Source organism: Mycolicibacterium lutetiense, assembly GCF_017876775.1.
Classification (GTDB): domain Bacteria; phylum Actinomycetota; class Actinomycetes; order Mycobacteriales; family Mycobacteriaceae; genus Mycobacterium; species Mycobacterium lutetiense.
The window spans coordinates 858,800-884,776 of record NZ_JAGIOP010000002.1 but is presented as its reverse complement, the minus strand read 5'-3'; the positions used below and the strand labels follow the sequence as shown (position 1 = coordinate 884,776).

Annotated in this window: 21 protein-coding genes; 13 read left to right on the top strand and 8 right to left on the bottom strand. The window is 66.7% G+C overall.

The genetic code is table 11. The annotated features are described in order from the left end of the window. Nucleotides 1-834 carry an alpha/beta fold hydrolase gene (locus JOF57_RS13500; protein WP_209917190.1) on the bottom strand — a complete coding sequence of 278 codons (834 nt, stop codon included), beginning with the start codon at nt 832-834 and terminating at the stop codon, nt 1-3. Nucleotides 835-902: 68 nt separating this feature from the next. Here JOF57_RS13500 and JOF57_RS13495 point away from each other — a divergent pair, with 68 nt between their 5' ends. The 5 genes from JOF57_RS13495 (at nt 903) to JOF57_RS13475 (ending at nt 4,170) form a co-directional block, all read left to right on the top strand. Continuing rightward, entirely contained in the window at nt 903-1,499 is a 597-nt protein-coding gene (locus JOF57_RS13495) for a TetR/AcrR family transcriptional regulator (RefSeq protein WP_209917188.1), read from the top strand. A gap of 73 nt (nt 1,500-1,572) precedes the next feature. Next, nucleotides 1,573-2,142: a crossover junction endodeoxyribonuclease RuvC gene (ruvC, locus tag JOF57_RS13490; protein WP_209917186.1), complete on the top strand. Its 570-nt coding sequence runs from the start codon at nt 1,573-1,575 to the stop codon at nt 2,140-2,142. Further along, nucleotides 2,139-2,723, top strand: coding sequence for a Holliday junction branch migration protein RuvA (gene ruvA / locus JOF57_RS13485; protein WP_209917184.1), 585 nt, complete (start codon nt 2,139-2,141; stop codon nt 2,721-2,723). The genes ruvC and ruvA overlap by 4 nt, the downstream gene beginning before the upstream one ends. Beyond that, nucleotides 2,723-3,778 carry a Holliday junction branch migration DNA helicase RuvB gene (gene ruvB / locus JOF57_RS13480; RefSeq protein WP_209917182.1) on the top strand — a complete coding sequence of 352 codons (1,056 nt, stop codon included), beginning with the start codon at nt 2,723-2,725 and terminating at the stop codon, nt 3,776-3,778. Before ruvA ends, ruvB begins: the two co-directional genes overlap by 1 nt. Nucleotides 3,779-3,783: 5 nt before the next feature. Next, complete coding sequence (locus tag JOF57_RS13475; RefSeq protein ID WP_209917180.1) at nt 3,784-4,170, top strand: DUF1304 domain-containing protein; 387 nt, start codon at nt 3,784-3,786, stop codon at nt 4,168-4,170. A 3-nt stretch (nt 4,171-4,173) separates the two neighbouring features. Here JOF57_RS13475 and JOF57_RS13470 read toward each other — a convergent pair whose 3' ends face one another. Beyond that, a complete protein-coding gene (locus JOF57_RS13470) occupies nt 4,174-4,638 on the bottom strand; it encodes a MarR family winged helix-turn-helix transcriptional regulator (RefSeq protein ID WP_209917178.1) in 465 nt (154 codons plus the stop codon). Between the two features lie 59 nt (nt 4,639-4,697). Here JOF57_RS13470 and JOF57_RS13465 point away from each other — a divergent pair, with 59 nt between their 5' ends. After that, nucleotides 4,698-5,537, top strand: coding sequence for an alpha/beta fold hydrolase (locus JOF57_RS13465; protein ID WP_209917176.1), 840 nt, complete (start codon nt 4,698-4,700; stop codon nt 5,535-5,537). A gap of 139 nt (nt 5,538-5,676) precedes the next feature. Here the strand turns inward: JOF57_RS13465 and car (JOF57_RS13460) are convergent, their stop codons facing one another. Then, the gene (gene car / locus JOF57_RS13460) at nt 5,677-9,144 is read right to left on the bottom strand and encodes a carboxylic acid reductase (RefSeq protein WP_209917175.1); all 3,468 of its coding nucleotides are present in this window, start codon (nt 9,142-9,144) and stop codon (nt 5,677-5,679) included. 171 nt (nt 9,145-9,315) lie between these two features. Next, on the bottom strand, nt 9,316-12,819 hold the full coding sequence (gene car, locus JOF57_RS13455) for a carboxylic acid reductase (RefSeq protein WP_209917174.1): 3,504 nt from the start codon (nt 12,817-12,819) through the stop codon (nt 9,316-9,318). A 288-nt stretch (nt 12,820-13,107) separates the two neighbouring features. Here car (JOF57_RS13455) and JOF57_RS13450 point away from each other — a divergent pair, with 288 nt between their 5' ends. After that, a complete protein-coding gene (locus tag JOF57_RS13450) occupies nt 13,108-13,728 on the top strand; it encodes a hypothetical protein (RefSeq protein ID WP_209917173.1) in 621 nt (206 codons plus the stop codon). A 4-nt stretch (nt 13,729-13,732) separates the two neighbouring features. Here the strand turns inward: JOF57_RS13450 and gabT are convergent, their stop codons facing one another. Next, nucleotides 13,733-15,073: a 4-aminobutyrate--2-oxoglutarate transaminase gene (gabT, locus tag JOF57_RS13445; RefSeq protein WP_209917172.1), complete on the bottom strand. Its 1,341-nt coding sequence runs from the start codon at nt 15,071-15,073 to the stop codon at nt 13,733-13,735. Between the two features lie 161 nt (nt 15,074-15,234). Between gabT and yajC the strand changes: the two genes are divergently transcribed. The 6 genes from yajC to JOF57_RS13415 all read left to right on the top strand — a co-directional run bounded on the left by yajC (nt 15,235) and on the right by JOF57_RS13415 (nt 23,392). Continuing rightward, on the top strand, nt 15,235-15,594 hold the full coding sequence (gene yajC, locus JOF57_RS13440; RefSeq protein WP_209917171.1) for a preprotein translocase subunit YajC: 360 nt from the start codon (nt 15,235-15,237) through the stop codon (nt 15,592-15,594). Between the two features lie 72 nt (nt 15,595-15,666). Then, nucleotides 15,667-17,514, top strand: a complete 1,848-nt coding sequence (gene secD / locus JOF57_RS13435; RefSeq protein WP_209917170.1) for a protein translocase subunit SecD — start codon at nt 15,667-15,669, stop codon at nt 17,512-17,514. Between the two features lie 4 nt (nt 17,515-17,518). Beyond that, nucleotides 17,519-18,784, top strand: coding sequence for a protein translocase subunit SecF (gene secF, locus JOF57_RS13430; RefSeq protein ID WP_209917169.1), 1,266 nt, complete (start codon nt 17,519-17,521; stop codon nt 18,782-18,784). A 5-nt stretch (nt 18,785-18,789) separates the two neighbouring features. Further along, nucleotides 18,790-20,457 carry an ABC transporter substrate-binding protein gene (locus JOF57_RS13425; RefSeq protein ID WP_209917168.1) on the top strand — a complete coding sequence of 556 codons (1,668 nt, stop codon included), beginning with the start codon at nt 18,790-18,792 and terminating at the stop codon, nt 20,455-20,457. 29 nt (nt 20,458-20,486) lie between these two features. After that, a complete protein-coding gene (locus JOF57_RS13420; RefSeq protein ID WP_234938436.1) occupies nt 20,487-20,993 on the top strand; it encodes an adenine phosphoribosyltransferase in 507 nt (168 codons plus the stop codon). A 41-nt stretch (nt 20,994-21,034) separates the two neighbouring features. Beyond that, nucleotides 21,035-23,392, top strand: coding sequence for a RelA/SpoT family protein (locus tag JOF57_RS13415; RefSeq protein ID WP_209917166.1), 2,358 nt, complete (start codon nt 21,035-21,037; stop codon nt 23,390-23,392). A gap of 3 nt (nt 23,393-23,395) precedes the next feature. Here JOF57_RS13415 and JOF57_RS13410 read toward each other — a convergent pair whose 3' ends face one another. The 3 genes from JOF57_RS13410 to JOF57_RS13400 all read right to left on the bottom strand — a co-directional run bounded on the left by JOF57_RS13410 (nt 23,396) and on the right by JOF57_RS13400 (nt 25,847). Continuing rightward, nucleotides 23,396-23,875: an MPT63 family protein gene (locus tag JOF57_RS13410; RefSeq protein WP_209917165.1), complete on the bottom strand. Its 480-nt coding sequence runs from the start codon at nt 23,873-23,875 to the stop codon at nt 23,396-23,398. An 88-nt stretch (nt 23,876-23,963) separates the two neighbouring features. Further along, nucleotides 23,964-24,965, bottom strand: a complete 1,002-nt coding sequence (locus JOF57_RS13405) for a peptidylprolyl isomerase (RefSeq protein ID WP_234938136.1) — start codon at nt 24,963-24,965, stop codon at nt 23,964-23,966. A 6-nt stretch (nt 24,966-24,971) separates the two neighbouring features. Next, a complete protein-coding gene (locus tag JOF57_RS13400; protein ID WP_209917164.1) occupies nt 24,972-25,847 on the bottom strand; it encodes a peptidylprolyl isomerase in 876 nt (291 codons plus the stop codon). Nucleotides 25,848-25,977: the final 130 nt, after the last annotated feature.

The window sequence follows — 25,977 nt, the reverse complement described above, 5'->3', positions numbered from 1 at the left end:
TCACTGGGCCAGGAACCGGCCGATCTCGGAGGCGGTCTGTTCGGGTTGATCGAGCATGACGAGTACCCGGGCGTCCTCGATGTGTCGGAGCTGTCCGTTCGGGAGCAGGTCGGCCAGCCGTTGCCCATGCGCGGTGGGCATCACGGTGTTGTCGCTCCACAACACCAATGCGGGGCCGGTGAAATCGGCCAGGGCGTTGGTGGCCCGGATCAGCTCCGGCTTGTCGAATCGGCTGCGGCAGTAGCGGATCAGGTCGCGGCGAATTCGCGGATCGGCCAGCGCGGCATTGGTCCAGCCCTCGAAAACATCTTGGGGAATCGACTTTTTCGACATCTGCCCGAACATCATCGGTAGCCTGCGCAGCCAGCTGATCCGCATCTGGCGCAGAGCGAAGGCCACGGTGCCGGTGGTGCGGGTGGCGAACCAGAGCACCTTGGCGGCCGGAGCGGGCGGGAAGTTGTCGAACGCTTCCGCAGGGCAGATCACCAACCGCGCAATCCGTTTGTCGCGGCCGGTATCGGTCAGCAACAGCGGCCCGCCCCAGTCACTGATGACCAGGGTGACATCGGCCAGGTCCAGGGCATCGAGGAAATCGGCGAGGATGCCGAGCATCCCGTCCATCTTGAGGTCGGCGTCCTCGCGCATCGGGATGCGGTGCCCGCCCATCGGGAGTACCGGCAGCAGATAGCGGAATCCGGTGGGCAACAGGGGCAGCGTCGAACTCCACTGGGTGTCGTTCATGAGCAGCCCGTGCAGCAGCACCACCGGCGGACCTGTCGGGTTGCCTTCCTCGCGGTATTCGACGGTTCCGGCGGACAGGTCTACTGACTTCATGATGGCCTTCCCATTGTTAGAACGATGATTCTAGAACTAATGCTCTAGTGTGTCGGCAGGAGGTTTGAATGGCAAGGTCTACGAGGGAGGCGATCGTGACCGCCGCGGCCGAGCTGATGCGGCACAAGGGCTACGCGTCGGTCGGGATGAAGGACATCGTTTTGGCGTCGGGGGCGCCGATCGGTTCGCTCTACCACCACTTCCCGGGTGGGAAGTGCCAGATCGCCCGCGAGGCGCTGGTCGACGCGGGCGTCGCCTACGGATTGCTCATCCCGACGATCGTCGACGAGTACGACGACCTGGGTGAGGCGATCGAGGGAGTGTTCACCCAGGCCGCCGCGGACATGGCCGCCACCGGCTTCGCGAACCTGTGCCCGGTCGGCACCGTGGCGGGTGAAACCGCCGACACGGTCGAGGAATTGCGGGTCGCCGCGGCCGGCGTGTTCAATGCGTGGTTCGACGGCGGCGCAGCCTATTTCGCGCAACGCGGTGTCGATCCCGCGAATGCTCGCGACGTCACGATGGCGCTCGTCGCCGCACTCGAAGGCGGGTTCATCCTGGCCCGCACGCTGCGCGACGTCGAGCCGTTGCTGGCCGCCGGCCGCGCACTGGGCCCGCAATACCGGGGGGTCACGCTCGGGGCGAGCGTATTCGCCGAGGGCTGAGCGTGTCCCTGCCGCAGGCTGTCGCCGGGTCGCGCTAGGCTCTTCGAACAGATGTTCTGACGAAGGGGTTCGTGTGCGGGTGATGGGAGTGGATCCCGGGTTGACGCGCTGCGGCCTGTCGGTGGTCGAGAGTGGCAAGGGCCGGCAGGTCACCGCGCTGGACGTGGACGTGGTGCGCACCCCGGCGGACGCACCGCTGCAGAAGCGGTTGCTGGCGATCAGCGATGTGGCCGAGCGCTGGATGGATACCCATCGGCCCGATGTGATCGCGATCGAGCGGGTCTTCGCTCAACAGAATGTTTCCACCGTGATGGGCACCGCCCAGGCCGGCGGGGTGATCGCGCTCGCCGCTGCCCGGCGGGACATCGAGGTGTACTTCCACACCCCCTCCGAGGTGAAGGCCGCGGTCACCGGCAACGGCCGCGCCGACAAAGCTCAGGTCACCGAGATGATCACCAGAATTCTTGCGCTGCAAGCCAAGCCGAACCCGGCGGACGCCGCCGACGCGCTGGCCCTGGCAATCTGCCACTGCTGGCGCGCCCCGATGATCGAGCGGATGGCTGCCGCCGAGGCAATGGCCGCCGAACAGCGGCGCAAATACCAGGCCCGGTTGAAGGCCACGGCGAAGGCGGCCCGGGCATGATCGCGTCGGTGCGCGGCGAGGTCATCGACATCGCCCTCGACCATGCCGTGATCGAGGCTGCCGGCGTCGGCTACAAGGTGATGGCGACCCCGTCGACCCTGGCCAACCTGCGCCGTGGCAGCGAATCGCGGCTGATCACCGCGATGATCGTGCGCGAGGATTCGATGACGCTGTTCGGGTTCGCTGACGGGGAGGCCCGCGATCTGTTCCTCACACTGCTGGGGGTATCGGGCGTCGGCCCGAAGATCGCATTGGCGACATTGGCGGTCTACGACCCGCAGGCCCTGCGCCAGGCGCTGGCCGACGGGGACGTGACGGCATTGACCCGGGTTCCCGGCATCGGCAAACGCGGTGCCGAACGCATGGTGCTCGAACTGCGCGACAAGATCGGGCCGGTCACCGCCGGGGGCTCCGGCTTCACCGGCCACGCGGTGCGCGCACCAGTGGTGGAAGCCCTTGTCGGACTTGGCTTTGCGGCCAAACAGGCCGAGGAGGCCACCGACAAGGTGCTGGCCAACGATCCGGAGGCCACTACGGCGTCCGCGTTGCGGACGGCGCTGTCCATGTTGGGTAGGAAGTAATGGGCCGCTTCGACGAAGCCGAGGAGCCCGAGGAGCGGGAGGTATCACCGGCGCTGACGGTCGGTGAGGGCGATGTCGACGCCAGCCTGCGCCCGCGCTCGCTGGGGGAGTTCATCGGTCAGCCGCGGGTTCGCGAGCAGCTGTCGCTGGTTCTAGAGGGTGCCAAGAACCGCGGTGGCACACCCGATCACATCCTGCTGTCCGGTCCGCCCGGGCTGGGCAAGACCTCGCTGGCGATGATCATCGCCGCCGAGTTGGGCTCCTCGCTGCGGCTCACCTCGGGTCCCGCACTGGAGCGGGCCGGTGACCTGGCCGCGATGCTGTCCAACCTCGTCGAGCACGATGTGCTGTTCATCGACGAGATCCACCGCATCGCCCGGCCGGCCGAGGAAATGCTGTATCTGGCTATGGAGGACTTCCGCGTCGACGTGGTGGTCGGCAAAGGCCCTGGCGCCACGTCGATCCCGCTCGAAGTCGCGCCCTTCACCCTGGTGGGAGCGACCACCCGATCCGGCGCACTGACCGGCCCGCTGCGGGACAGGTTCGGTTTCACCGCGCACATGGACTTCTACGAACCGGTCGAACTCGAGCGGGTCCTGGCCCGGTCGGCCGGCATCCTCGGCATCGAATTGGGCCGTGAGGCCGGCACCGAGATTGCCCGGCGCTCCCGGGGCACGCCCCGCATCGCCAACCGACTGCTGCGCCGGGTTCGGGACTACGCCGAGGTCCGCGCGGATGGGGTGATCACCTGCGATATCGCCAAGGCCGCCCTGGAGGTCTACGACGTTGACGAGCTCGGCCTCGACCGCCTGGACCGTGCCGTGCTGTCGGCGCTCACCCGCAGTTTCGGCGGCGGTCCGGTCGGCGTGTCGACATTGGCCGTGGCGGTCGGGGAGGAAGCCACCACGGTCGAAGAGGTGTGCGAGCCCTTCCTGGTGCGCGCAGGCATGGTCGCTCGCACGCCGCGGGGCCGGGTGGCCACGCCGCTGGCATGGACGCATCTGGGTATGCAACCGCCGATCACCGGACTGGGGCCGACCGGGCTGTTTGAATAGACCGCATGGTCACCGCCGGTCTGGTGTTCGCCGCGCTCGCCGCGGCCCTGCATGTCTACATCTTCGTGATGGAGTCGCTCACCTGGACGTCGCCACGCACCCGCGCCACCTTCGGAATCAGTGCGGAGGAGGCGCAGGCCACCAAGGAGCTGGCCTTCAATCAGGGTTTCTACAACCTGTTCCTGGCCATCGTCACGGTGGTGGGCATCGTCGCGGTTGGCTCGGGCCACAACGCGGTCGGGGCCGCGCTGGTGTTTGCCGGTGTCGGTTCCATGCTGGTCGCGGCCGCGGTGCTGCTGACCAGCTCGCCGGACAAGGCGCGGGCAGCGATCACCCAGGGCATCTTCCCGCTGATCGCGGTGGTGCTGCTGGCCCTGGGAATTGCGGTCTAGCGCTCAGCTCCTCGACTGCTCGGGATTGAGCTCGTCGAGCAGTTGCTGCATCGTCGTACACATCTGATCGAAGTCTCGGCCACCAACGATGCGGGCCCAGTGCTGTTCGATGTCGGCAACTCTTTCAGCTGCAAAGCTCATCGCGGCATTTCCGCGGGCGGTCAGATCGATCAACTTCGCCCGGCCGTCGGCGGGGTCCGGCCGCCTGGTGAGGTATCCCAACTCGGTCAAGTCGTTGACCAGTTCCGAGGTCGCGGCCAAACTCAGCTGAGCCCGGTGGGCAAGCTCGGTGAGCCGGATGCCGCCGATGCGGATATTGCCGAAGATCTGCATGTGTGGATCGCGGATGTCGCTGAATTCAGCCCCGGTCCGGGGATCGGCGAGTTCGCTGCGGAACTCCCGCAGTAGCCGCACCAGTAGTTGTCCGATCGCCTGTCGGTCGGAGGGCAACTCTCTTGACGACACCATGGCGCTCGAGGATACTACGGTTACCGAAGTTTCGGTTCCCGAAGTAATTGGAGAAAGCCATGAACCGTTCCCGTTTCGTCACCACAGACCTGGGCCGGTTGCACGTGCGCTGCAGCGGAGCCGGACCGCCGGCCGTCTTGTGGCACAGCCTTTTCGTCGATTCACAGTCCTGGGGCCCGATCGAGCGCGCGTTGGCGCGTGACCGCGCCGTGTACGCGATCGACGGTCCGTCACACGGGAAAAGTGATGCAGTGAAGCGCGATTTCACCTTCGCGGAATGCGTGGCGGCCGCGGAGCAGGCTCTGGAGGGCCTGGGATTGCACGAACCCGTGGACTGGGTCGGGAATGCCTGGGGTGGTCACGTCGGCATCCGTTTGGCAGCCGACGAACAGCCGAGGCTGCGGACCTTGACCACGATCGGCACCCCGGTCCAGGCGCTCACGAGGCGCGAGAAGTGGATGAAGGGGTGGCCGTTGGTCGGGCTATATCAATTGGTCGGCCCGAATGCGTTCATCGTGAAGCAGCTGTCAGATTCGATTCTCGGTTCGTCAGGCGTCGCTGCCGAGCCGAATCAGGCTGCGGTGATTCTAGATTCGTTCCGAACTGCCGACCGGATGGGAATGCTGCACGCCATGCGGTCGATGATGCTGCACCGCAGCGGGGTATCGGATCTGCTGACCGCGATCAGGGTCCCCACGCTGGTGCTTGCGGCTCGTGACGACATGATGGGCTGGCAGGCGGCCGAGGCCCGCCAAGCCTGCGCGGCCATTGCCGACTGCCGCGTCGAGGAGGTGGCAGGCACGGGTCATGTCTCGCCGCTGCTGATCGATTGCGACCGGATCGTCGGATTGCTCACCGAATTCTGGTCCGCCCGGTCACGCTGCGATTCGGGGCCCTGATTCATCAACTCCGGCGCCCACCTGCCAGCCGGGTTCTTCTCTGTGACGTGGTTGCACCGTTCGCACAGATACTGATTGGCCGCGGTCCTGGGTAAGGACCGCGGCCGCTCAGGGGATTCTTCCCTGGTGGGGAAGTCTGTTACAGCAGTCCGAGCTGCTGCAGGTTGGTGATGTACTGCACGATGATCGCCGGGCTGACATGGGGGATGTCCTTGTCCGGCCCGATCTTGGCTTCCTGCACCGCGGCCCGGAACCGGTCGGTCGGCGCGACTGCGCCGCGCAACGGGTACGACGGCTGCTGGTAGTTGTGCAGCAGCGGCAGCAGAGAGGCCTGGCGCTGCTTGTCCGGCAGGGCGCGCAGCGCAGTGTCGAAGCGCTGCAACCACTCCGCGTAGTCGTCGATGCGATGCACCGGGTAACCGGCCTCGATCAACCAATCAGTGAACTCGTCGAGGCCGAGGCCGTCGTCGTACGGGTTCATCACGTGGTAGGTCTCGAACCCTTCGGTGACGTGCACGCCCAGCGTCGAGATGGCCTCGGCGATGAACTCCACCGGCAGCCCGTCGTAATGCGCCCGCTGGCGGTTGCCGTCAGCGTCGAGTTCGTAGAACGATCCGGGCGCGATACCGGTGGCCACCAGGCTCAGCATCAGTCGGGTGAACATGTCGGGCAGGTTGAGCTGACCCGAGTAGGTCGTGTCGGCCAGGATCATGTCGCAGCGGAACACCGAGGCCGGCAGCCCGCACAGATCGTGGGCCTCACGCAGCAGGACCTCGCCGGCCCACTTGCTGTTGCCGTAGCCGTTGGCGTAGGAATCGTCGACCTGGCGGGTCGGGCTGATCACCCGGATGTCGGCATCCTCCACGAAGGCGCCGGGTGCGATGCCGGCGGCCACACCGATCGTCGAGACGTAGACGAACGGCTTGATCTTCGTGGTGAGTGCAATACGAATCAGCTCGGCGGTGCCCAGCGCATTCGCGTCGAACATCTGGCTGTAGGGCAGCACGTGGTTGACCAGCGCGGCCGGGTCGACGATCAGGTCGACCTCGTCGGCCAGTCGCTGCCAGGTGTCGTGGTCGAGACCCAGATCGGCCTCACCCTTGTCGCCGGCGATCACTTCGAGGTGGTCGGCGGCCAGATCCTGGTAGTGCGCAAGCAATTTCGCATCACCGACATCGAAGGTGGCATCGAGCCGCGCACGGGCCTCGGTGTCGCTCTTGGCGCGGACGAGGGCGATGACCTTGCCGTCGACCAGGTCCATGCGCTCCAGCCATTCCAGGGCCAGGTAGCGGCCCAGGAATCCGGTGGCGCCGGTCAGCAGCACGGTGCGAACCTCGGCCGGGGCCTTGGGCAGCGACGGTGCGGCGGCCAGGGTGTCCGCGTCGATGAACTTGTCCAGTGTCAGATCGCGGGCATGTACCTCGGTGGCGCCACGTCCGTGCACCGAGGCGTAGGTCGGGCGTTTCGATCCGTGGCGCTGCGCCTCGATGTAGGCGCCGATGCCGGCCAGATCGGTTGCCGGGCTGACGATCACACCGACCGGCACGTCCACATCGAAGATCTCGTGCAGCAGATTCGAGAAGGTCAACGCCGACAACGAATCTCCGCCCAGATCGGTGAAATGGGCGTCAGGTGAGAGATCGGATGCCGCGGCACCCAACAGCGCTCCGGCGGCCCGGCTGACGGTGTCGAGAACGGGGGCGTGCGAACCGCTGCGCCGCAGTTCGCTGAGCTCGTTGGCCTGACCTTCGGCCAGCTCGGTGTACAGCTGCTCCAACCGGTCGCCGTAGTGATTCTTCAGGTTGGGGCGGGCCAGCTTGCGGATACCGGTCAGCAGGCCGTTCTCCAGGCTGAAAGGCATTGTCTCCACGATGAAATCGCGGGGGATCTCATACGATTGCAGACCAGCGGCACGGGCCGCGTCCTGCAGGGAGTCGTTGATCGCCCGCTTGGACGCACTGGGATCGGTCGGTACCACCACGGCCAGCAGATAGGAGCGGGCGCTGTTGCCGTAGATGAAGATCTGCCGCACCAGCGGGCTGTCCCCGAAGACCGCCTCCAGCTTGGACACGGCGACGAACTCGCCCTGCGAAAGCTTGAGCACGTTGTTGCGCCGGTCGAGGTACTCCACGTGATCCGGTCCGAGCTCGGCCACGATGTCACCGGTGCGGTAATAGCCGTCCTCGTCGAACATCTCGGCGGTGATCTCCGGACGCTTGTAGTACCCGGGGAACATCTGCTCGGACTTCACCAGTAGCTCGCCACGCGGATGAGGCTGATCGGTGCCGAAGTACCCGAGATCGGGAACGTCGACGAGCTTGTAGTCGATCACCGGCGGACGCTGGATCTGGCCGTCCACGAAGACCGAACCGGCCTCGGTCGAGCCGTATCCCTCCAGCAGGTGCATGTCGAGCAGGCGCTCCACCCAAGCCTTCATCTCAGCCGAGATCGGCGCGGAGCCCGACATCGCGGAGACGAACCGCCCGCCCAGCAGGTTCTCGCGAACCTCGGCGAGCACCGCGTCTTCACTGCCGCCGGCGCGGTCGAGGTGGCTCTGGTACTCACCGAACAGCATGTCCCAGATCCGCGGCACGAAGCTGAGCTGCGTGGGCCGGACCAGTGCGAGATCGCCCAGGAAGGTCGAAAGGTCGCTGCGCGCCGCAAAATACGCGGTCCCGCCCGAGCTCAGGGTGCCGATCAGGATGCCGCGGCCCATGACGTGGCTCATCGGCATGAAGTTGAGCGTGACCGCGGGCAGCACGGCCTGCTGTGGGTCCCAATTGGCCTTGGCCGCGAGCTGCCACATGTTGGCGACCTTGCTCTCCGGGTACATCGCGCCCTTGGGGGTCCCGGTGCTGCCGGAGGTGTAGATCAGCATGGCCAGCGGGTCGGCCTGACCTGGCGTGTAGAGCGGTGCGTCGGCCAGCGAGCGGCCGCGGTCGAGGACGTCGGCCACAGGTTCGACGATCACGTCGGTATCCGACAGGGCCGCCTTGGCCGCTTCGAAGGCCTCGCGCTGAGCATCGACCTGGGGAAGGTAGTCGAACACCACGAGGCGGCGGGGCGCGGGGCCGGTCCGGACCAATTCGACTGCGTCGTCAAGGAAGTCGATGCTCGCAGCGATCACGACCGGTTCGGTCTCGGCGACAATCGGCTGCAGTGTGCTGACCGGGGCGCTGGTCTGCAGCGGCACCGACACGGCGCCGAGTTCGATGAGTGCGGTGTCGATCGTGGTGTAGTCGACGCTGGTGAAGCCGAGGATGGCGACGCGGTCGCCGGGCTTCACCGGATGGTTGTGCCACGCGTTGGTCACCGCTTGGACGCGGTCGCCCAGCTGGCGGTAGGTGATGGTGTCAAAACGGGGGAGCAGCTGGGCCGAGGTCCGGCCGGCGGCGTCGGTGACGAGTTCGACGGCGCGCTGTCCGAGCGCGGGGCGGTCGGCGTACCCGGTGAGCACCCCTTTGACGATGGCCGGCAGCCGCAGCTCGGGCTGCGCGACGGCGGCGTTGACGGTGTCGCTGGGGTAGGCGGCGGCGAACTGTGGGTCGGTGTCATGCAGGTGTGCGATGCGGCGTTGGAGCCGGTCCTCGCGTGTTTCGGTCGTCATATCGGTCCCCTGAGCAAATCAAAATAACTATGGTCGGCACGTTTGCCGTGCCTAGTAATTACTACGTTAGTAAAACTAATTATATTTCGAGATGCCAGTCCTGGGGCTGCGAGATGCGTCACGCCCGACGTGCGCCCGTCCCACTCCGATGTGGGACGGGCGCACGGGGGACTAGAGCAGGCCGAGCTGCTGCAGGTCGGTGATGTACTTGACGATCACTGCCGGGCTGACATGAGGGATGTCCTTGTCCGGTCCGATCTTGGCTTCCTGCACCGCGGCCCGGAACACGTCAGTGGGGGCCAGGGCGCCCAGCATCGGCCGCTCGGGCTGCTGGTAGTTGTGCAGCAGCGGCAGCAGTGAGGCCTGTCGCTGCTTGTCCGGCAGCGCGCGCAGGGTGCTCTCGAAGCGCTGGATCCACTGCCCATAGTCGGCGATGCGCTCGATCGGGTAGCCGGCCTCGATCAGCCAGTCGGCGAACTCGTCGAGCCCGAGGCCGTCGTCGTACGGGTTCATCACGTGGTAGGTCTCGAAGCTCTCCACGGATTGCCCGCCCAGTGTCGAAATGGCCTCGGCGATGAACTCGACCGGCAGTCCGTCGTAGTGCGAGCGCTGCCGGTTGCCGTCAGCGTCGAGCTGGTAGAACGAGCCGGGCGCGATACCGCTGGCGACCAGGCTGAGCATCATCCGGGTGAACATGTCCGGCAGGTTCAGCTGACCCGAGTAGGTGGTATCAGCCAGGATCATGTCGCAACGGAACACCGCCACCGGCAGCCGGCACAGATCGTTGGCCTCCCGCAGCAGGACCTCGCCGGCCCACTTGCTGTTGCCGTAGCCGTTGGCGTAGCCGTCGTTGATCTTGCGGACCGCGCTCATCTGGCGGACGTCGACGCCTTCGACGAACTTCCCCGGCTCGATCTGATCGCCCACGCCGATGGTCGACACATAGGTGTACGGCTTGATCTTCGTGGTGAGCGCGATCTTGATCAGCTCGGCGGTGCCCAGGGCATTGGGCCCGAACAGTTCGCTGTACGGCAGCACGTGGTTGACCAGTGCGGCCGGATCGACGATCAGGTCGACGTCAGCGGCCAGCCGCTGCCAGGTCTGCTGATCCAGGCCGAGGTTTTCCTCACCCTTGTCGCCGGCGATCACTTCGAGGTGGTCGGCGGCCAGATCCTGGTAGTGCGCAAGGAGTTTCGCGTCGCCACCGCTGTTAGATTCAGCACCGCCGAAGGTGGCATCGAGCCGGGCTCGGGCCTCCTCATCGGACTTGGCCCGCACCAGGGCGATGACCTTGCCGTCGACCAGATCCATGCGTTCCAGCCATTCCAGGGCCAGATAGCGGCCCAGGAATCCGGTGGCGCCGGTGAGCAACACTGTGCGCACCTCGGCTGGGGCCTTGGGCAGGCCGGGTGCGGCAGCCAGGGTGTCCGCGTCGAGGAACTTGTCCAGCGTCAGGTCGGCGGCGGCGACTTCGGCGGCGTGCCTGCCGTGCACCGATGCGTAGGTCGGGCGTTGGGATCCGTGGCGCTGCGTTTCGATGTAGGTGGCGATGCCGGCCAGGTCGGTGGCCGGGCTGACGATCACGCCGACGGGCACATCCACGTCGAAGATCTCCCGGAGAAGATTGCCGAAGGTCAATGCCGACAACGAATCTCCGCCCAGATCGGTGAAATGGGCGTCGGGCTCCAGATCCGAAGCCGCGGCACCCAACAGGGCGCCGGCGGCCCGGCTCACGGTCTCCAGCACCGGGGCGTCGGCCGCGCCGGTGCGCAGGGCGCGCAACTCGTTGGCCTGAGTCTCGGCCAGGTCGGTGTAGAGCTGCTCCAACCGCTCGCCATAGTGCGCCTTCAACTTCGGCCAGGCCAGCTTGCGGATGCCGGTCAGCAAGCCGTTCTCCAGGCTGAAAGGTGTTGTCTCCACGATGAAATCGCGCGGGACCTCATAGGACTGCAGATCGGCATCCCGGGCGACCTCCTGCAGGGATTCGCTGATCGCCTCCTTCGACACCGTCAGATCGGTGGGCACCACGACGGCCAGCAGGTATGGCTGCGCGCTGTTGCCGTAGACGTAGATCTGTTGCACCAGGGGGCTGTTGCCGAAGACTGCTTCCAACTTGGCCAGCGTGACGAACTCGCCCTGGGCGAGCTTGAGCACGTTGTTGCGCCGGTCGACGTAGCGCAGCTGATCCGGGCCGATCTCGGCGACGACGTCACCGGTCCGGTAGAAGCCGTCCTCGTCGAACACCGACGCGGTCACGTCGGGACGCTTGTAGTAGCCGGGGAACAGATTCTCGGTCTTGATCAGCAGCTCGCCACGCGGGTGGGGCTGATCGGTGCTGAAGTACCCAAGGTCGGGGACGTCGACGAGCTTGTAGTCGATCACCGGCGGACGCTGGGCCACGCCGTCGAACAGCGCCATACCGGCCTCGGTCGAGCCGTAACCCTCCAGCAGATGAATGCCGAGCATGTCCTCGGTCCAGACCTTGAGGTCGGCCGAGATGGGTGCCGAGCCGGTCATCGCCGCGACGAACCGTCCGCCGAGAACCTCGTCGCGCACCTCGGCCAGTACGTCGGCCTCGACCGCGTCACGGTCCTGGCCTCCCTCGGCCAGGCGGTGATCGACCCGGCTCTGGTACTCGCTGTGGATCATCTCCCACACGCGCGGAACGAAATTCAGCTCAGTGGGCCGCACCAGGGCGAGGTCCTCGAGCAGCGTCGACAGATCGCTGCGGGCCGCGAAGTAGCAGGTACCGCCGGCGGCGAGCGACGCGTACAGGATGCCGCGGCCCATCACATGGCTCATCGGCATGAAACTCAGATTGATCGCCGAGCTGACCGGTCCGAGCCAGGCCTTGCTGTTGCGCCGCCAGAATTTGCCGACCGAGCTCTGCAGGTACATGGCGCCCTTGGGGGCACCGGTGCTGCCAGAGGTGTAGATCAGCAAGGCGAGCGGATCGGTGCCGTCAGCCTTGGGTGCCTCGGGCGCCGGCAGCTTGTCGCCGCGGTCCAGGAGGTCGGTCAGGGTCTCGACTGCGACGCCGGTGCCCGCCAGCCGCTCGGAGGCCGATGCCACGGCGTCGCGGTGGTCGTCGAGCTCGGGGTGGTAGTCGAAGACGAGGACCCGGGCTGGAGCGTGGGCGGTGACCGCCAGTTCGACTGCGGCGGCGAGGTGGTCGACGCTCGCGGCGATCACGCGCGGCTCGGTCTCGGTCACGATCGGCGCCAGCGACTCGGGCGAGGAGCTGGTCTGCAGGGGCACCGACACCGCGCCGATCTGGCCCAGTGCGGTGTCGATCACGGTGTAGTCGGCGCTGGTGAATCCGAGGATGGCAACCCGGTCGCCGGTCGCGACGGCAGTGGCGTGCAAGGCCGCGGCGAGGGCGCGGACCCGGTCGGCGAGCTGGCCGTAGCTGATCGTGTCGAACCGGGGGAGCAGGCGGGCCGTGGTCCGACCGGTGGCCGGATCGGTGACGAATTCTTGTGCGCGTTCACCGAGCGCCGGCCGTTCGGCATAACCCTGCAGGAGGGTCTGGACGATCTCGGGCAACAGGAGGCCGGGGACGTCGACGGCGGCGGTGACGGTGTCGCTGGGAATCGCGGCGGCGAACTGGGGATCGGCGGCGGTCAGATCGGCGATCCGGATTGCTAGTTGCTCTTCGCGAGTATCGGACGACATCAAGAACCCTCTTTACAGATAGCGGAAATAATCACTGGCGCGACGTTGCGCTACCGAACTACTACGTTAGTGAAACTAAACTTATTTCCGGAAAACCAGCTTCTGCGCTGTCAATGTGCTGTGAGTCCGGTCATTTCTATGTGGTGCCCCCGGGCAGGCCTGCTAATCCATCGCGCCCAGGCGGCCAACTCATCGCGCAAGACGATCCCTACTCGGCGCATCTCCTCACCGTAGGAGCGTTACTGCCACTGAGTTTGGGGTACCCACCGGGATGTCAAAGGAGGCATCATGACCGAATTCGATACCCCCGGCAGCCGTCTGCGAATGCCACGCAGCCGCGGAGCCGCCAGTGGGTTTCTGCTGGTGCTGCTCGGAATCTGGGGTGCGCTGATCCCGTTCGTGGGGCCGTACTTCGACTTCGCGTTCACGCCGGACCAGGGCTGGTTCTGGACGTCGGCGCGCGGGTGGTTGGAGGTACTTCCGGGTGCTGTCACGGCGCTGGGCGGCCTGCTCCTCCTGGTTTCGGGTAACCGGGCCACGGCCCATTTCGGCGCATGGCTGGCGGTACTCGGCGGGGCGTGGTTCGTGATCGGCCGGGCGCTCGCAGGGCCATTGGGCATGGGCGACGCCGGGATGCCGATCGCCGTGACCGACGCCAAGCGCGTCAGCCTCGAGCTGGCCTACTTCTCGGGGCTGGGCGCATTGATCGTGTTCCTGGGAGCCGTCGCGGTAGGGCGACTATCGGTCCGCAGTGTGCGTGATGTCGAATACGTGCGCCGACCCGTCGCGTCGGCGGTGTCGACCGAGCCCGAAGCGGTCGCCGACGCTCAGCCGACCGAAGCGGTGGGCACGCCTAGACGTCGGACCTGGGGCGGATTCTTCGGTGGACGCCACACCCACGCGCACTAATACCTCAGAGGTCGCGCAGGATCAGCTCGAGCACGTCGAGCCCCTCGACGAGCAGTTCGTCGCTGATCGTCAGCGGCGGGAGGAAGCGCAGCACGTTGCCATAGGTACCGCAGGACAGCACGATCACCCCGGCCGAATGGGCACCGGCGCACAGCGCCTTGGTCAGCTCCGGGTCGGGGGTCGTGGTGCCGGCCTTGACCAGTTCGACGGCGATCATCGCCCCCCGGCCGCGCACGTCGCCGATCCGGTCGTCCTCGGCCTGCAACCGGCCAAGTCGGTCCTTCATCAGCAGCTCGATGTGCTGGGCGCGGGCGACCAGTCCGTCGGCCTCGATGGTCTCGATGGTGGCCAGCGCCGCCGCGCAGGCGATCGGGTTGCCGCCGTAGGTGCCGCCCAACCCGGAGACGTGCGGCGAGTCCATGATCTCGGCGCGGCCGGTCACCGCCGACAACGGCAGGCCGTCGGCGATCCCCTTGGCGGTGACGATGAGATCGGGATCGATGCCCTCGTGCTCGCACGCGAACATTGCGCCGGTCCGGGCGAACCCGGTCTGCACCTCGTCGGCGATGAACACCACGTTGTTGTCGCGGCACCAGCCCAACAGTGCGGGCAGGAACCCGTCGGCCGGCACGATGAACCCGCCCTCGCCCTGGATGGGTTCGATGATCACCGCGGCCAGGTTGTCGGCGCCGATCTGTTTTTCCATCACGTCGATGGCCCGCCTGGCCGCCAGCGCGCCGTCGGTGGCCAGCTCCTTGCCGAACTCGGCGTCGCGGTAGGGGTAGGACAACGGCGCCCGGTAGATCTCGGGTGCGAATGGGCCGAAGCCATGCTTGTAGGGCATCACCTTGGCAGTCAGGGCCATGGTCAGGTTGGTGCGCCCGTGATAGGCGTGGTCGAACGCGACGACGGCGGGCTTGTGGGTGTAGGACCGGGCGATCTTGACTGCGTTCTCGACGGCCTCAGAACCGGAATTGAACAAGGCCGAGCGTTTCTCGCCCCGCACCGGTGTGAGCCGGTTGAGGTGCTCGCAGACCGCGACGTACCGCTCGTACGGCGTCACCATGAAGCACGTATGGGTGAACTCGCCGGCCTGTGCGGCGACTGCCTCGACCACCCGCGGCGACGAGTTGCCGATGGTGGTGACGGCAATGCCCGAGCCCAGGTCGATGAGCCGATTACCGTCAACGTCCTCGACGATGCCGCCGCCGGCGCGGGCGGCATACACCGGCATGGTCGTGCCGACACCACGGGCGACAGCGGCCATTTTCCGGCCGATCAACGCCTCAGATTTCGGGCCCGGGATCGCGGTGGCCAGATGGCGACTCTGCTCGGGATGACTCAACACAGCCTCCTGAATTCTCCAAGGGCGGCGCCGGAAAGAACGCGTCTCGAGCCTAGTCGTCACACCCGACTGTCGGCGGCGAATGGGGTGGTCCGGCTCGGCGGCGGTATCGTGGCCTCGGTCGCCCTGACTTCTGACACAACACGAAAGACATAACTGACATGGATCTCGTCATTTTCCTGCCCTTGCTGATCGTCATGGGCGCATTTATGTTCTTCGCGTCGCGTCGTCAGCGCAAGGCCATGCAGGCGACCATCGACCTGCACAATTCTCTGCAGGTCGGGGATCGAGTGCACACCACCTCGGGCATGCTGGCCACCATCACCGGTATCACCGACGACAACGTCGACCTGGAGATCGCCCCCGGCGTCGTCACCACCTGGATGAAGCTCGCCGTGCGCGATCGCATCGAGGAGGACACCGACGATGATCTCGAGGATGAGACCGCCGCTTCGGCAGGCGCGACCGAATTGACCGAGAGCACCGGTGTCACCGACGCCGACGGCTTCAAGAAAGACTGACCGCAGAGCACCCAGGACAAGCACGTACCCTTTGCGGTGCTGACGAACTGATCTCGAGGAGACCCTAGAAACGTGGCATCGTCTTCGGCGCCGGTGCATCCTGCGCGCTACCTGTCGCTATTCCTGGCACTTCTGGTCGGCGTTTATCTGCTGGTGTTTCTCACCGGCGACAAGCAGGCGAAGCCAAAACTAGGCATTGACCTGCAGGGCGGTACCCGGGTGACGCTGACAGCGCGCACCCCGGACGGCTCGACGCCCACCAGAGAGGCACTCAGCCAGGCCCAACAAATCATCAGTGCCCGCGTCGACGGTCTCGGCGTCTCCGGCTCGGAGGTCGTCATCGACGGCGACAACCTGGTGATCACCGTTCCCGGCAATGACGGCAGCGAGGCCCGCAACCTGGGCCAGACCGCCCGCCTGTACATCCGGCCGGTCGTGCACTCGATGCCCGCCAAGCCGCCGGCTCCGCAGGGACAGCAGCCGGGCGCTCCGGGTGCTCCTGCGGCCCCGGGTGCTCCTGCGGCTCCGGGTGTCGTGCCCGGGCTTCCCGGTGCGGTCCCAGGTCTGGCTCCGGGTGCGCCGGGCGAGGCTCCGGCGGTACCGCCGGCCGGCGAGCAGCCGGCGCCTCCGGCGGGTGAGCCGGTCCCGGCTCCCCAGCCGCGGCCCTACCCGCTGGACCCGGCACCGACTCCAGGTGAACCGACTCCGGCTCCGGCCCCGGGTGAGCCCGGCCCGGCGCCTGCACCGGCACCCGGTCCCGCACCGGCTCCGGCTCCCGAACAGCCGAAGCCCGGTGACGCCAAGGCCGCTATGGCGCAGCGGATTTCCGACGAGAAGGAACTGCGGCAGAGCACCAACCCGTCGATCCAGATCCTGGCGCTGCAGTACCAGGCCACCCGTTGCGGTGAGGAAGATGTGCTCGCCGGCAACGACGACCCGAACCTGCCGTTGATCACGTGCTCGCAAGACGGGCAGACGGTGTACCTGCTCAGCAAGTCGATCATGAGCGGTGAAGAGATCGAGACCGCCTCCTCGGGTCTGGACCAGCAGCAGGGCCAGTACGTCGTCGACGTGACCTTCAAGAGTGGGGGAGCCAAGACCTGGGCCGACTTCACCGCGGCCAACGTGGGCACTCAGACCGCCTTCACCTTGGACTCGCAGGTGGTCAGCGCACCCGAGATCCGGGAAGCCATTCCCGGTGGCAACACCCAGATCACCGGCCAGTTCACTTCGGAATCGGCCAAGGAACTGGCCAACGTGCTCAAGTACGGGTCGCTGCCGCTGTCGTTCGAGTCGTCGGAGGCCGAGACCGTTTCGGCGACCCTGGGCCTGTCCTCCATGCGAGCCGGCCTGATCGCAGGCGCGGTCGGTCTGGCGGCGGTGCTGCTGTACTCGCTGCTGTACTACCGGGTGCTCGGTCTGTTGGTGGCGCTGTCGCTGATCGCTGCCGGCGCGGTGGTTTTCGCCATCCTCGTCCTGCTCGGCCGGTATATCGGCTACACACTGGACCTGGCCGGCATCGCCGGTCTGATCATCGGTATCGGCACCACTGCGGACTCCTTCGTGGTGTTCTTCGAGCGAATAAAGGACGAGATCCGCGAGGGCAGATCTTTCCGGTCGGCGGTGCCCCGAGGTTGGGCGCGCGCCCGCAAGACGATCGTGTCCGGCAACGCCGTGACCTTCCTGGCTGCCGCGGTGCTGTACTTCCTGGCGATCGGTCAGGTCAAGGGCTTCGCGTTCACACTGGGGTTGACGACAATCCTGGACATCGTGGTGGTGTTCCTGGTGACCTGGCCGCTGGTGTACCTGGCGTCCAAGTCCCCGACGATGGCAAAACCTGCCCTCAACGGTCTCGGCGCGGTGCAGCAGATCGCGCGGGAACGCCGGGAGGCTTCGCATGCGACCGCGGGACGGGGATAAGCAGATGGCAGCAAAGAATGACACCACTGGCGAGGACGTGAAAGACACCTCGGTGGAGGCGCCGAGCATCGAATCCACGTCTGCGGCACTGCCCAAGCACGGATTCTTCGTCCGGCTCTACACCGGCACCGGCGCCTTCGAGGTGATCGGTCGCCGCAAATTCTGGTATGCGGTCAGCGGCATCATCGTCGGGATCTGTATCGCCAGCATGGTGCTGCGCGGGTTCACCTTCGGGATCGACTTCGAGGGCGGCACGAAGGTGTCGATGCCGTCGGCCGGTTCTACGGGCAACGTCTCGGTGCAACAGGTCGAGGATGTCTACAGCAAGACCCTGAATCGGACGCCCGAGTCGGTCGTGCGGGTCGGCAGCGGCGACTCGGCGACGGTCCAGATCCGTTCGGAGACACTGTCGGAACCCGAGATCGAGCAGTTGCGCACCGCGTTGTTCGACGAGTTCCATCCGAAGGGTAGCGACGGCCAGCCCAGCAAACAGGCGATCAGCGATTCGAAGGTGTCGGAGACCTGGGGCGGCCAGATCACCGACAAGGCACTGATCGCGCTTGTGGTGTTCATCGTCCTGGCCTCGATCTACATCGCCTGGCGTTATGAGCGCTACATGGCGATGGCCGCGATGGCGACCCTGGTCTTCGACCTGGTCGTGACCGCAGGCGTCTATTCGCTGGTCGGATTCGAGGTCAGCCCGGCCACCGTGATCGGCCTGCTCACGATTCTGGGCTTCTCGCTGTACGACACGGTGATCGTGTTCGACAAGGTCGAGGAGAACACCAACGGGTTCGAGCACACCACTCGCCGAACCTTCGCCGAGCAGGCCAACCTCGCCGTCAACCAGACATTCATGCGTTCGATCAACACCAGCTTGATCTCGGTGTTGCCGATCGTGGCGTTGATGGTGGTGGCGGTGTGGCTTCTGGGCGTCGGAACCCTGATGGACCTGGCTCTGGTCCAGTTGGTCGGCGTCATCGTGGGTACGTACTCGTCGATCTACTTCGCCACGCCGCTGCTCGTGTCGTTGCGTGAACGCACCGAACTGGTGCGCAAGCACACCAAGCGGGTGCTCAACCGCCGGGAGCGGGGCGCCAAGCCGGTGATGGCCAAGGATGCCTCCGACACCACCGAGGCCGACGACGCCGACGACGCGACCGTGTCGGCTTCGGTCGTCGCCGCGCCTGCACCGGCCAAGCCGGCACCGGGCGCACGTCCCGGCCCCCGGACCGGACGTCCGTCGGGCAAGCGGAACAGCCGGCGGTAATCCGCATGGTTCAGTGGCGGGCCGCGGCCCGGACCCGGACAGCGGCAACAGTGGCCACGCTGTCCGTGGTCGCCGGGCTGGGTCTGGCGGCGTGTTCGGGCAGTTCGGCCGACGAGATCGACTACGCCGTGGACGGCACACTGACCACCTATAACACCAACACCATGGCCGGAGCGGCCTCCGCCGGCCCACAGGCCTTCGCCCGGGCATTGACCGGGTTCGCCTATCACGGGCCTGAAGGTCAGGTGGTCGCCGACAACGACTTCGGCTCGGTGTCGGTCGTGGGCCGCGCCCCACTGGTGCTCGACTACGTGATCAGCGACAAGGCCGTCTACTCCGACGGTAAGCCGATCACCTGTGACGACCTGGTGCTGACCTGGGGCGCACAGTCCGGCCGGTTCCCCGTGTTCGACGCCGCCAGCCACGCCGGCTACCGCGACATCGCATCGGTGGACTGCGTACCCGGCCAGAAGCGGGCCCGGGTGTCCTTCGCCCAGGATCGCGGATTCCTCGACTACGGTCAGCTGTTCGCGGCCACCTCGCTGATGCCCGCACACGTCCTCGCCGACGAACTCGACCTGGGCGACGGGGGTGTGGCCACTGCGTTGCTGAACAGCGACCAACCGACCATCGACCGCATCGCCAAGGCGTGGAACAACAGCTGGGATCTCAAGCCCGACCTCGACCTCAAACGGTTCCCCTCGTCCGGCCCGTACCGGATCGACTCAGTGTCCGAGGACGGCGTGGTGGTCCTGGTCGCCAACGACAAATGGTGGGGCACCGCCCCCGTCACCAACCGGATCGCGGTGTGGCCGCGTGGGGCTGACATCCAGGAGCGGGTCAACCAGGGATCCTTCGACGTTGTCGACATCGAGTCCGGATCCTCGGGTCTGCTCAACCTGCCCGACGACTATGTCAGCACCGAAAGCCCGTCCGCCGGTATCGAGCAGCTGATCTTCGCGCCGGGCGGTCCGCTGGCCCCTCCGGCGGCGCGACGGGCCGTCGCGCTGTGCACCCCGCGTGACGTGATCGCCCGCAACGCCGCCACGCCGATCGTCAACTCGCGGCTCAGCCCGGTCAGCGACGACGCGTTCAGTGCGGCCGAGAATGTCGGCGAGGCCGCGCAATTCGCTTCTGCCAACCCCGGTGCGGCCCGCGCCGCCCTGAACAACAAGCCGTTGACGGTGCGCATCGGGTATCAGACGCCCAATGCCAGACTGGCCGCGACCGTCGGCGCCATCGCGAAATCGTGCGCCGCCGCGGGCATCACCGTGCAGGACGCCGGATCGGCGACGGCAGGGCCGGTGGCGTTGCGCAACAACGAGATCGACGGATTGCTGGCCAGCACCGGCGGGGCCGCCGGCAGCGGTTCCTCGGGATCTTCGGCGATCGATGCCTATGCCTTCCATTCGGGTAACGGCAACAACCTGGGCGCCTATTTCAACGAGCGGGTGGACGGCATCATCGATGCGCAGGCTGTCACGAGCGATCCGAAGGAACTGGCCCGGCTGGCCGGGGAGGGCGCGACGATCCTGTGGAACGACATGCCGACCCTGCCGCTGTACCGCCAGCAGCGCACCGTGCTGACATCGAACAAGATGTATGCGGTGAGCAGTAACCCCACGCGGTGGGGCGCGGGCTGGAACATGGATCGCTGGAAGTTGTCCACGTGAGTGGCGGTGACGTTGCCAGAGTCTCGGAGCTGGTCAAGAGGCTGATCCGGGAGGTCCCCGACTTTCCCGAGCCCGGCGTGCAGTTCAAGGACTTGACCCCGTTGCTGGCCGACGCCGAGGGCCTGTGCGCGGTGACCGATGCATTGGCCGCCACCGCGGCCGACGCCGATCTGATCGCAGGCCTGGATGCCCGCGGCTTTCTGCTGGGTGCCGCGGTCGCGACCCGACTCGGCACCGGTGTCCTGGCGGTGCGCAAGGGCGGCAAGCTGCCGCCTCCGGTGCACAGCGTGACCTATCAGCTCGAGTACGGCAGCGCGACCCTGGAGATCCCGGCTGACGGGATTGATATCGCCGGCCGCAACGTTGTGATCATCGACGATGTCCTGGCCACCGGCGGGACGCTGGGAGCGGCCATGCAGCTGCTCGAGGCCAGCGGCGCCAATGTCCTGAGCGCCGCGGTGGTGCTGGAATTGACCGCCCTGGGTGGTCGGGATGTGGTGGCACCGCTGAGGGTCAGCAGCTTGCACACGGTGTGAGGGATATCCTCGATATCTCAGATCAACAGTGGGAGGTGACGATGGCCAGCGAACCGGTTACGGACACAGGTACCGGCCAGACTGCTGAGTTGCCCCCGACGCTGCCGGGTGCCACCCCGCCGGCTCCCGATACGACCAAAACCAGTGCCTCGCGCCGGGTGCGCGCCCGGTTGGCCCGCCGGATGACCTCGCAGCGCAGTGCGTTCAACCCGGTCCTGGAGCCCCTCGTCGCGGTACACCGCGAGATCTACCCCAAGGCCGACCTGCAGTTGCTACAGCGGGCCTACGACGTCGCCGACCAGCGGCACGCCGACCAGTTGCGCAAATCGGGTGATCCCTACATCACCCATCCGCTGGCGGTCGCCAACATCCTGGCCGAGCTCGGCATGGACACCACCACGCTGGTCGCGGCCCTGCTGCACGACACGGTGGAGGACACCGGATACACCTTGGAGGCGTTGACCGCCGAGTTCGGGGCCGAGGTGGGTCACCTGGTCGACGGGGTCACCAAGCTGGACAAGGTGGTGCTCGGCTCGGCCGCTGAGGGCGAGACGATCCGCAAGATGATCATCGCGATGGCCCGCGACCCGCGGGTACTGGTGATCAAGGTGGCCGATCGGCTGCACAACATGCGCACCATGCGGTTCCTGCCCCCCGAGAAGCAGGCCCGCAAGGCCCGCGAGACCCTGGAAGTGATTGCGCCGCTGGCCCATCGGCTTGGTATGGCGACGGTCAAGTGGGAGCTTGAGGACCTGTCGTTCGCGATCCTGCACCCCAAGAAGTACGAAGAGATCGTGCGACTGGTCGCCGACCGGGCGCCGTCGCGGGACACCTACCTGGCCAAGGTGCGTGCCGAGATCGGCGTGGCACTGAGCGCGATGAAGATCAACGCGGTGGTTGAGGGCAGGCCCAAGCACTACTGGTCGATCTATCAGAAGATGATCGTCAAGGGGCGCGACTTCGACGACATCCACGACCTGGTCGGCGTGCGGATCCTGTGCGATGAGATCCGGGACTGCTATGCGGCCGTCGGCGTCGTGCACTCGCTGTGGCAGCCGATGGCGGGCCGGTTCAAGGACTACATCGCCCAGCCGCGCTACGGCGTCTACCAGTCGCTGCACACCACGGTCGTCGGCCCCGAGGGTAAGCCGCTGGAGGTGCAGATCCGTACCCGCGACATGCACCGCACCGCCGAGTACGGCATCGCCGCGCACTGGCGCTACAAAGAAGCCAAGGGCCGCAACGGAGTTCCGCCCAGCCACGCCGCCACCGAGATCGACGACATGGCCTGGATGCGCCAGTTGCTCGATTGGCAGCGGGAGGCCGCCGACCCCGGCGAGTTCCTCGAGTCCTTGCGTTACGACCTTGCGGTCAAAGAGATCTTCGTCTTCACCCCCAAGGGCGACGTGATCAACCTGCCGACCGGATCGACGCCGGTCGACTTCGCTTACGCCGTGCACACCGAGGTGGGGCACCGCTGTATCGGTGCCCGGGTCAATGGCCGGCTCGTCGCGCTGGAACGCAAGCTGGAGAACGGTGAAGTCGTCGAGGTGTTCACCTCGAAGGCGCACAACGCCGGACCGTCACGCGACTGGCAGACCTTCGTGGTGTCGCCGCGGGCCAAGGCCAAGATCCGGCAGTGGTTCGCCAAGGAACGCCGCGAAGAAGCCTTGGAGTCCGGCAAGGATGCCATCGCGCGGGAAGTCCGTCGAGGCGGACTTCCGTTGCAGCGCTTGATCAATGCCGATTCCATGGGTGCGCTCGCCCGCGAGTTGCGTTACGCCGACGTCTCCGCCCTGTACACCGCTGTCGGTGAGGGCCACGTCTCGGCGCGCCACGTCGTGCAGCGTCTGCTCGCCCAGTTCGGCGGCGACGACGCGGCCGAGGACGAACTCGCCGAGCGGTCCACGCCCTTGACCATGCCGGTGCGTCAGCGCAGCACCGACGACACCGGCGTCGCGGTGCCGGGAGCGCCGGGCACCCTGACCAAGCTCGCCAAGTGCTGTACCCCGGTACCCGGCGACACCATCATGGGCTTCGTGACCCGCGGTGGTGGCGTCAGCGTGCACCGCACCGACTGCACGAATGCGGCTTCCCTGCAACAACAGTCGGAACGCATCATCGAGGTGAACTGGGCACCGTCTCCGTCGTCGGTGTTCCTGGTGGCCATCCAGGTCGAGGCGCTCGACCGGCACCGTCTGCTGTCCGATGTGACGCGCGTGCTGGCCGACGAGAAGGTCAACATCCTCTCGGCGTCGGTGACGACCTCGAACGACCGGGTCGCGATCAGCCGGTTCACCTTCGAGATGGGCGATCCCAAGCACCTCGGCCACCTGCTGAGTGTGGTGCGCAACGTTGAAGGCGTGTACGACGTCTACCGCATCACCTCCGCAGCCTGAGGCCTAGCTTTCGCCCTTCCAGATCAGCAGGTCATGGCCTCCGGCGCTGTAGACGACGCTATCCGGCTCCGCGCCGGTGACGTCGAAGTAGAGTTCGCCCTCGGCGGACTGGCCCTGCTGCAATGTGCTCGGATTGAGCCCTTCGGGCGCCGGCAGCACCACGACCACCCGGTAGGTGTCGCCGTTGGCGGCTCGCACACTGAAGTTGGGGATGATCGGCGTGACGGCGCCCTTGACGGCCTCGACGGTGACGTCGGCCTCCCACAGTTGCCCCGCGGGGTGGTAGCCCGGGATGGTGTCGTCGGCGGGCTCCAGTTCCTCGACCGTCCAGCCGGTGACCACGGCGCCGCCCGCATCGACCAGTTCCTGGGTGGTGTCGAAGGGAGTCACGGTCGGCTCGGCCATTGCGATCGGTGCGGTCGTCAAGCCGATCACCGCGATACCCGCAACCGCCAGCGGTGTTCCGAACCTGCGGATCCTCATGCGCCACTTCCCATTCGTCGAAGGCGTTCTTTCCTGGTCAGCTTGCCACAGCCACACTCGCCGGCCCCCGAAATTGACGCCGTGCGGGTTAATCGAGTGTGACCGAGGTGATTTCGACGGGGCCGGCTGGTTTGCCGTCCGTGCCGCCGTCGGCGACCCCGGCTGCGGCAATCCCATCGAGAGTGTCCAATCCGGTCTTGTCGACGGTGCCGAACACCGTGTATGTCGGCGGCAGGAGCGAATCCTCGTACACGAGGAAGAACTGGCTGCCGTTGGTGCCGGGCCCGGAATTCGCCATCGCCACCGTGCCGCGCGGATAGACGACAGGTTGTTTCACCGCGGGATCGGAGAGCCGGTACTGGTTGGTCGGGTACTCATTCGGGAATCGGTAACCGGGCCCACCGGTTCCGCTGCCCGACGGGTCACCGCACTGCAGCGCCGCGAGCTCTCCTGTGGTCAACCGGTGGCACGGGGTGCCATCGAAGAATCCTTGGAAGGCCAGGCTGGCGAAGTTGTTCACCGTGCACGGCGCCCTGCCATTGGCGAGCTTGAGTCCGATGGCGCCGCGATTGGTGACCATCCCGGCTTCCACCGTGGCAGGTTCGGTTGGCACCGGGCCGGAACGCGGCGGGGTGACCGGCCTGGTGGCAGGCGCCGTGGTGGCCGGGTATTGGCAGTTGGCGCCGAGGTTCAATGGCGCCGCGAACGCGGGCAGTTGACGGCCTGAGCCGGGGGCGGCCGTGTACCGGTCCTGGCGGGGCATGTCCTCGGCGGCTCGGCTGATGAGGACGGCGAACACCACGACCAGCACGACTGCCACGAGGGTCAGCGCCGTCATCACGTATCCGATGATCAGGCCCGCGATCGCGATGCCGCGTCCCTGTTCACCGCTGCGTTTGAGCTGCGACAGCGAAATGTGCCCGAAGACGATGCCCAGCGGAGCGAACAGGACGGCACCGATCAACGATGCGATCGCCATGCCGTTGGTGCGGGCAGGCGGGGGATAACCAGCCGGATATCCCACCGGGTATGCCGGCGGATAACTGGGATGCTCCGGCTGGTAACCGCCGTACGGGGGCGGGACAGTCAACGGGGACTAATCCAGTGCCACGGACTTCAGCTGAACATCGAGGGCCGGCTTGCCGTCGCTTCCGCCTCCGGCCACACCGGCTGCGGCGATCTTGTCGAGGGTGGCCAGGCCGGTGTCGTCGATCTTGCCGAACACCGTGTAGTTCGGGGGCAGCTGGGAGTCCTGGTACACCAGGAAGAACTGGCTGCCGTTGGTGTTGGGCCCGGCGTTGGCCATGGCCAAGGTGCCGCGGGGGTAGAGCACCGGCTGACCCAGCGCCGGGTTGTCCGGCTGGTACTGGTTCGTCGGGTACTCGTCGGCGAACTTGTAGCCGGGGCCGCCGGTGCCCTGGCCGGTCGGGTCACCGCACTGCAGCACCGACAGGCCGCCCGCGGTCAGCCGGTGGCAGGGGGTGTCGTTGAAGTAGTTCTGGCCGGCCAGGCTCGCGAAGCTGTTCACGGTGCACGGCGCCTTGGCGTTGTCGAGTTGCAGCCCGATGTTGCCCTGGGTGGTGACCACGCTGACGCTGACCGTGGCCGGATCGGTGGGGACCTTGCCGGTGCGCGGTGGCGTGGCCGGCTTGCTGGCCGCGGCTGCGGCCGGATACTGGCAGTTGGCGCCGAGGTCGGCAGGTGCGGCGAAGGCCGGGAGCTGCCCGTTGGCGGCAGGCTGCGCCGGCGCTCCCGACGTGGCGGTGGTGGCTTCCGCCGAGGCGGTGGTGCTGCCCGAGTCCTTGCCGGTGAACACGAATGTGGCCACAACCGCCCCGATGACGACGAGGGCCGCGACCGCGGTACCCGCGATGGTCACGATGCGTCGTTTGCGTTCCTGGTCGGCACGGCGCTCCAGCTGGCGGTCCAGCTTGCGCTTGGCCGTCGCACGCCGTTGTTCGTTGGTCGGCACCGCGGCAGTCCTCCTTGTAGGCGGTTGAGATTGGCAACGAGTCTGCCAGGCGAACCTGAGTGCCGGTGCCGCGACCCGCGGTAGCCGCAGGTCGCGGCGCGTCGGGGAAGCGGCCACGTGGGAAACTGTG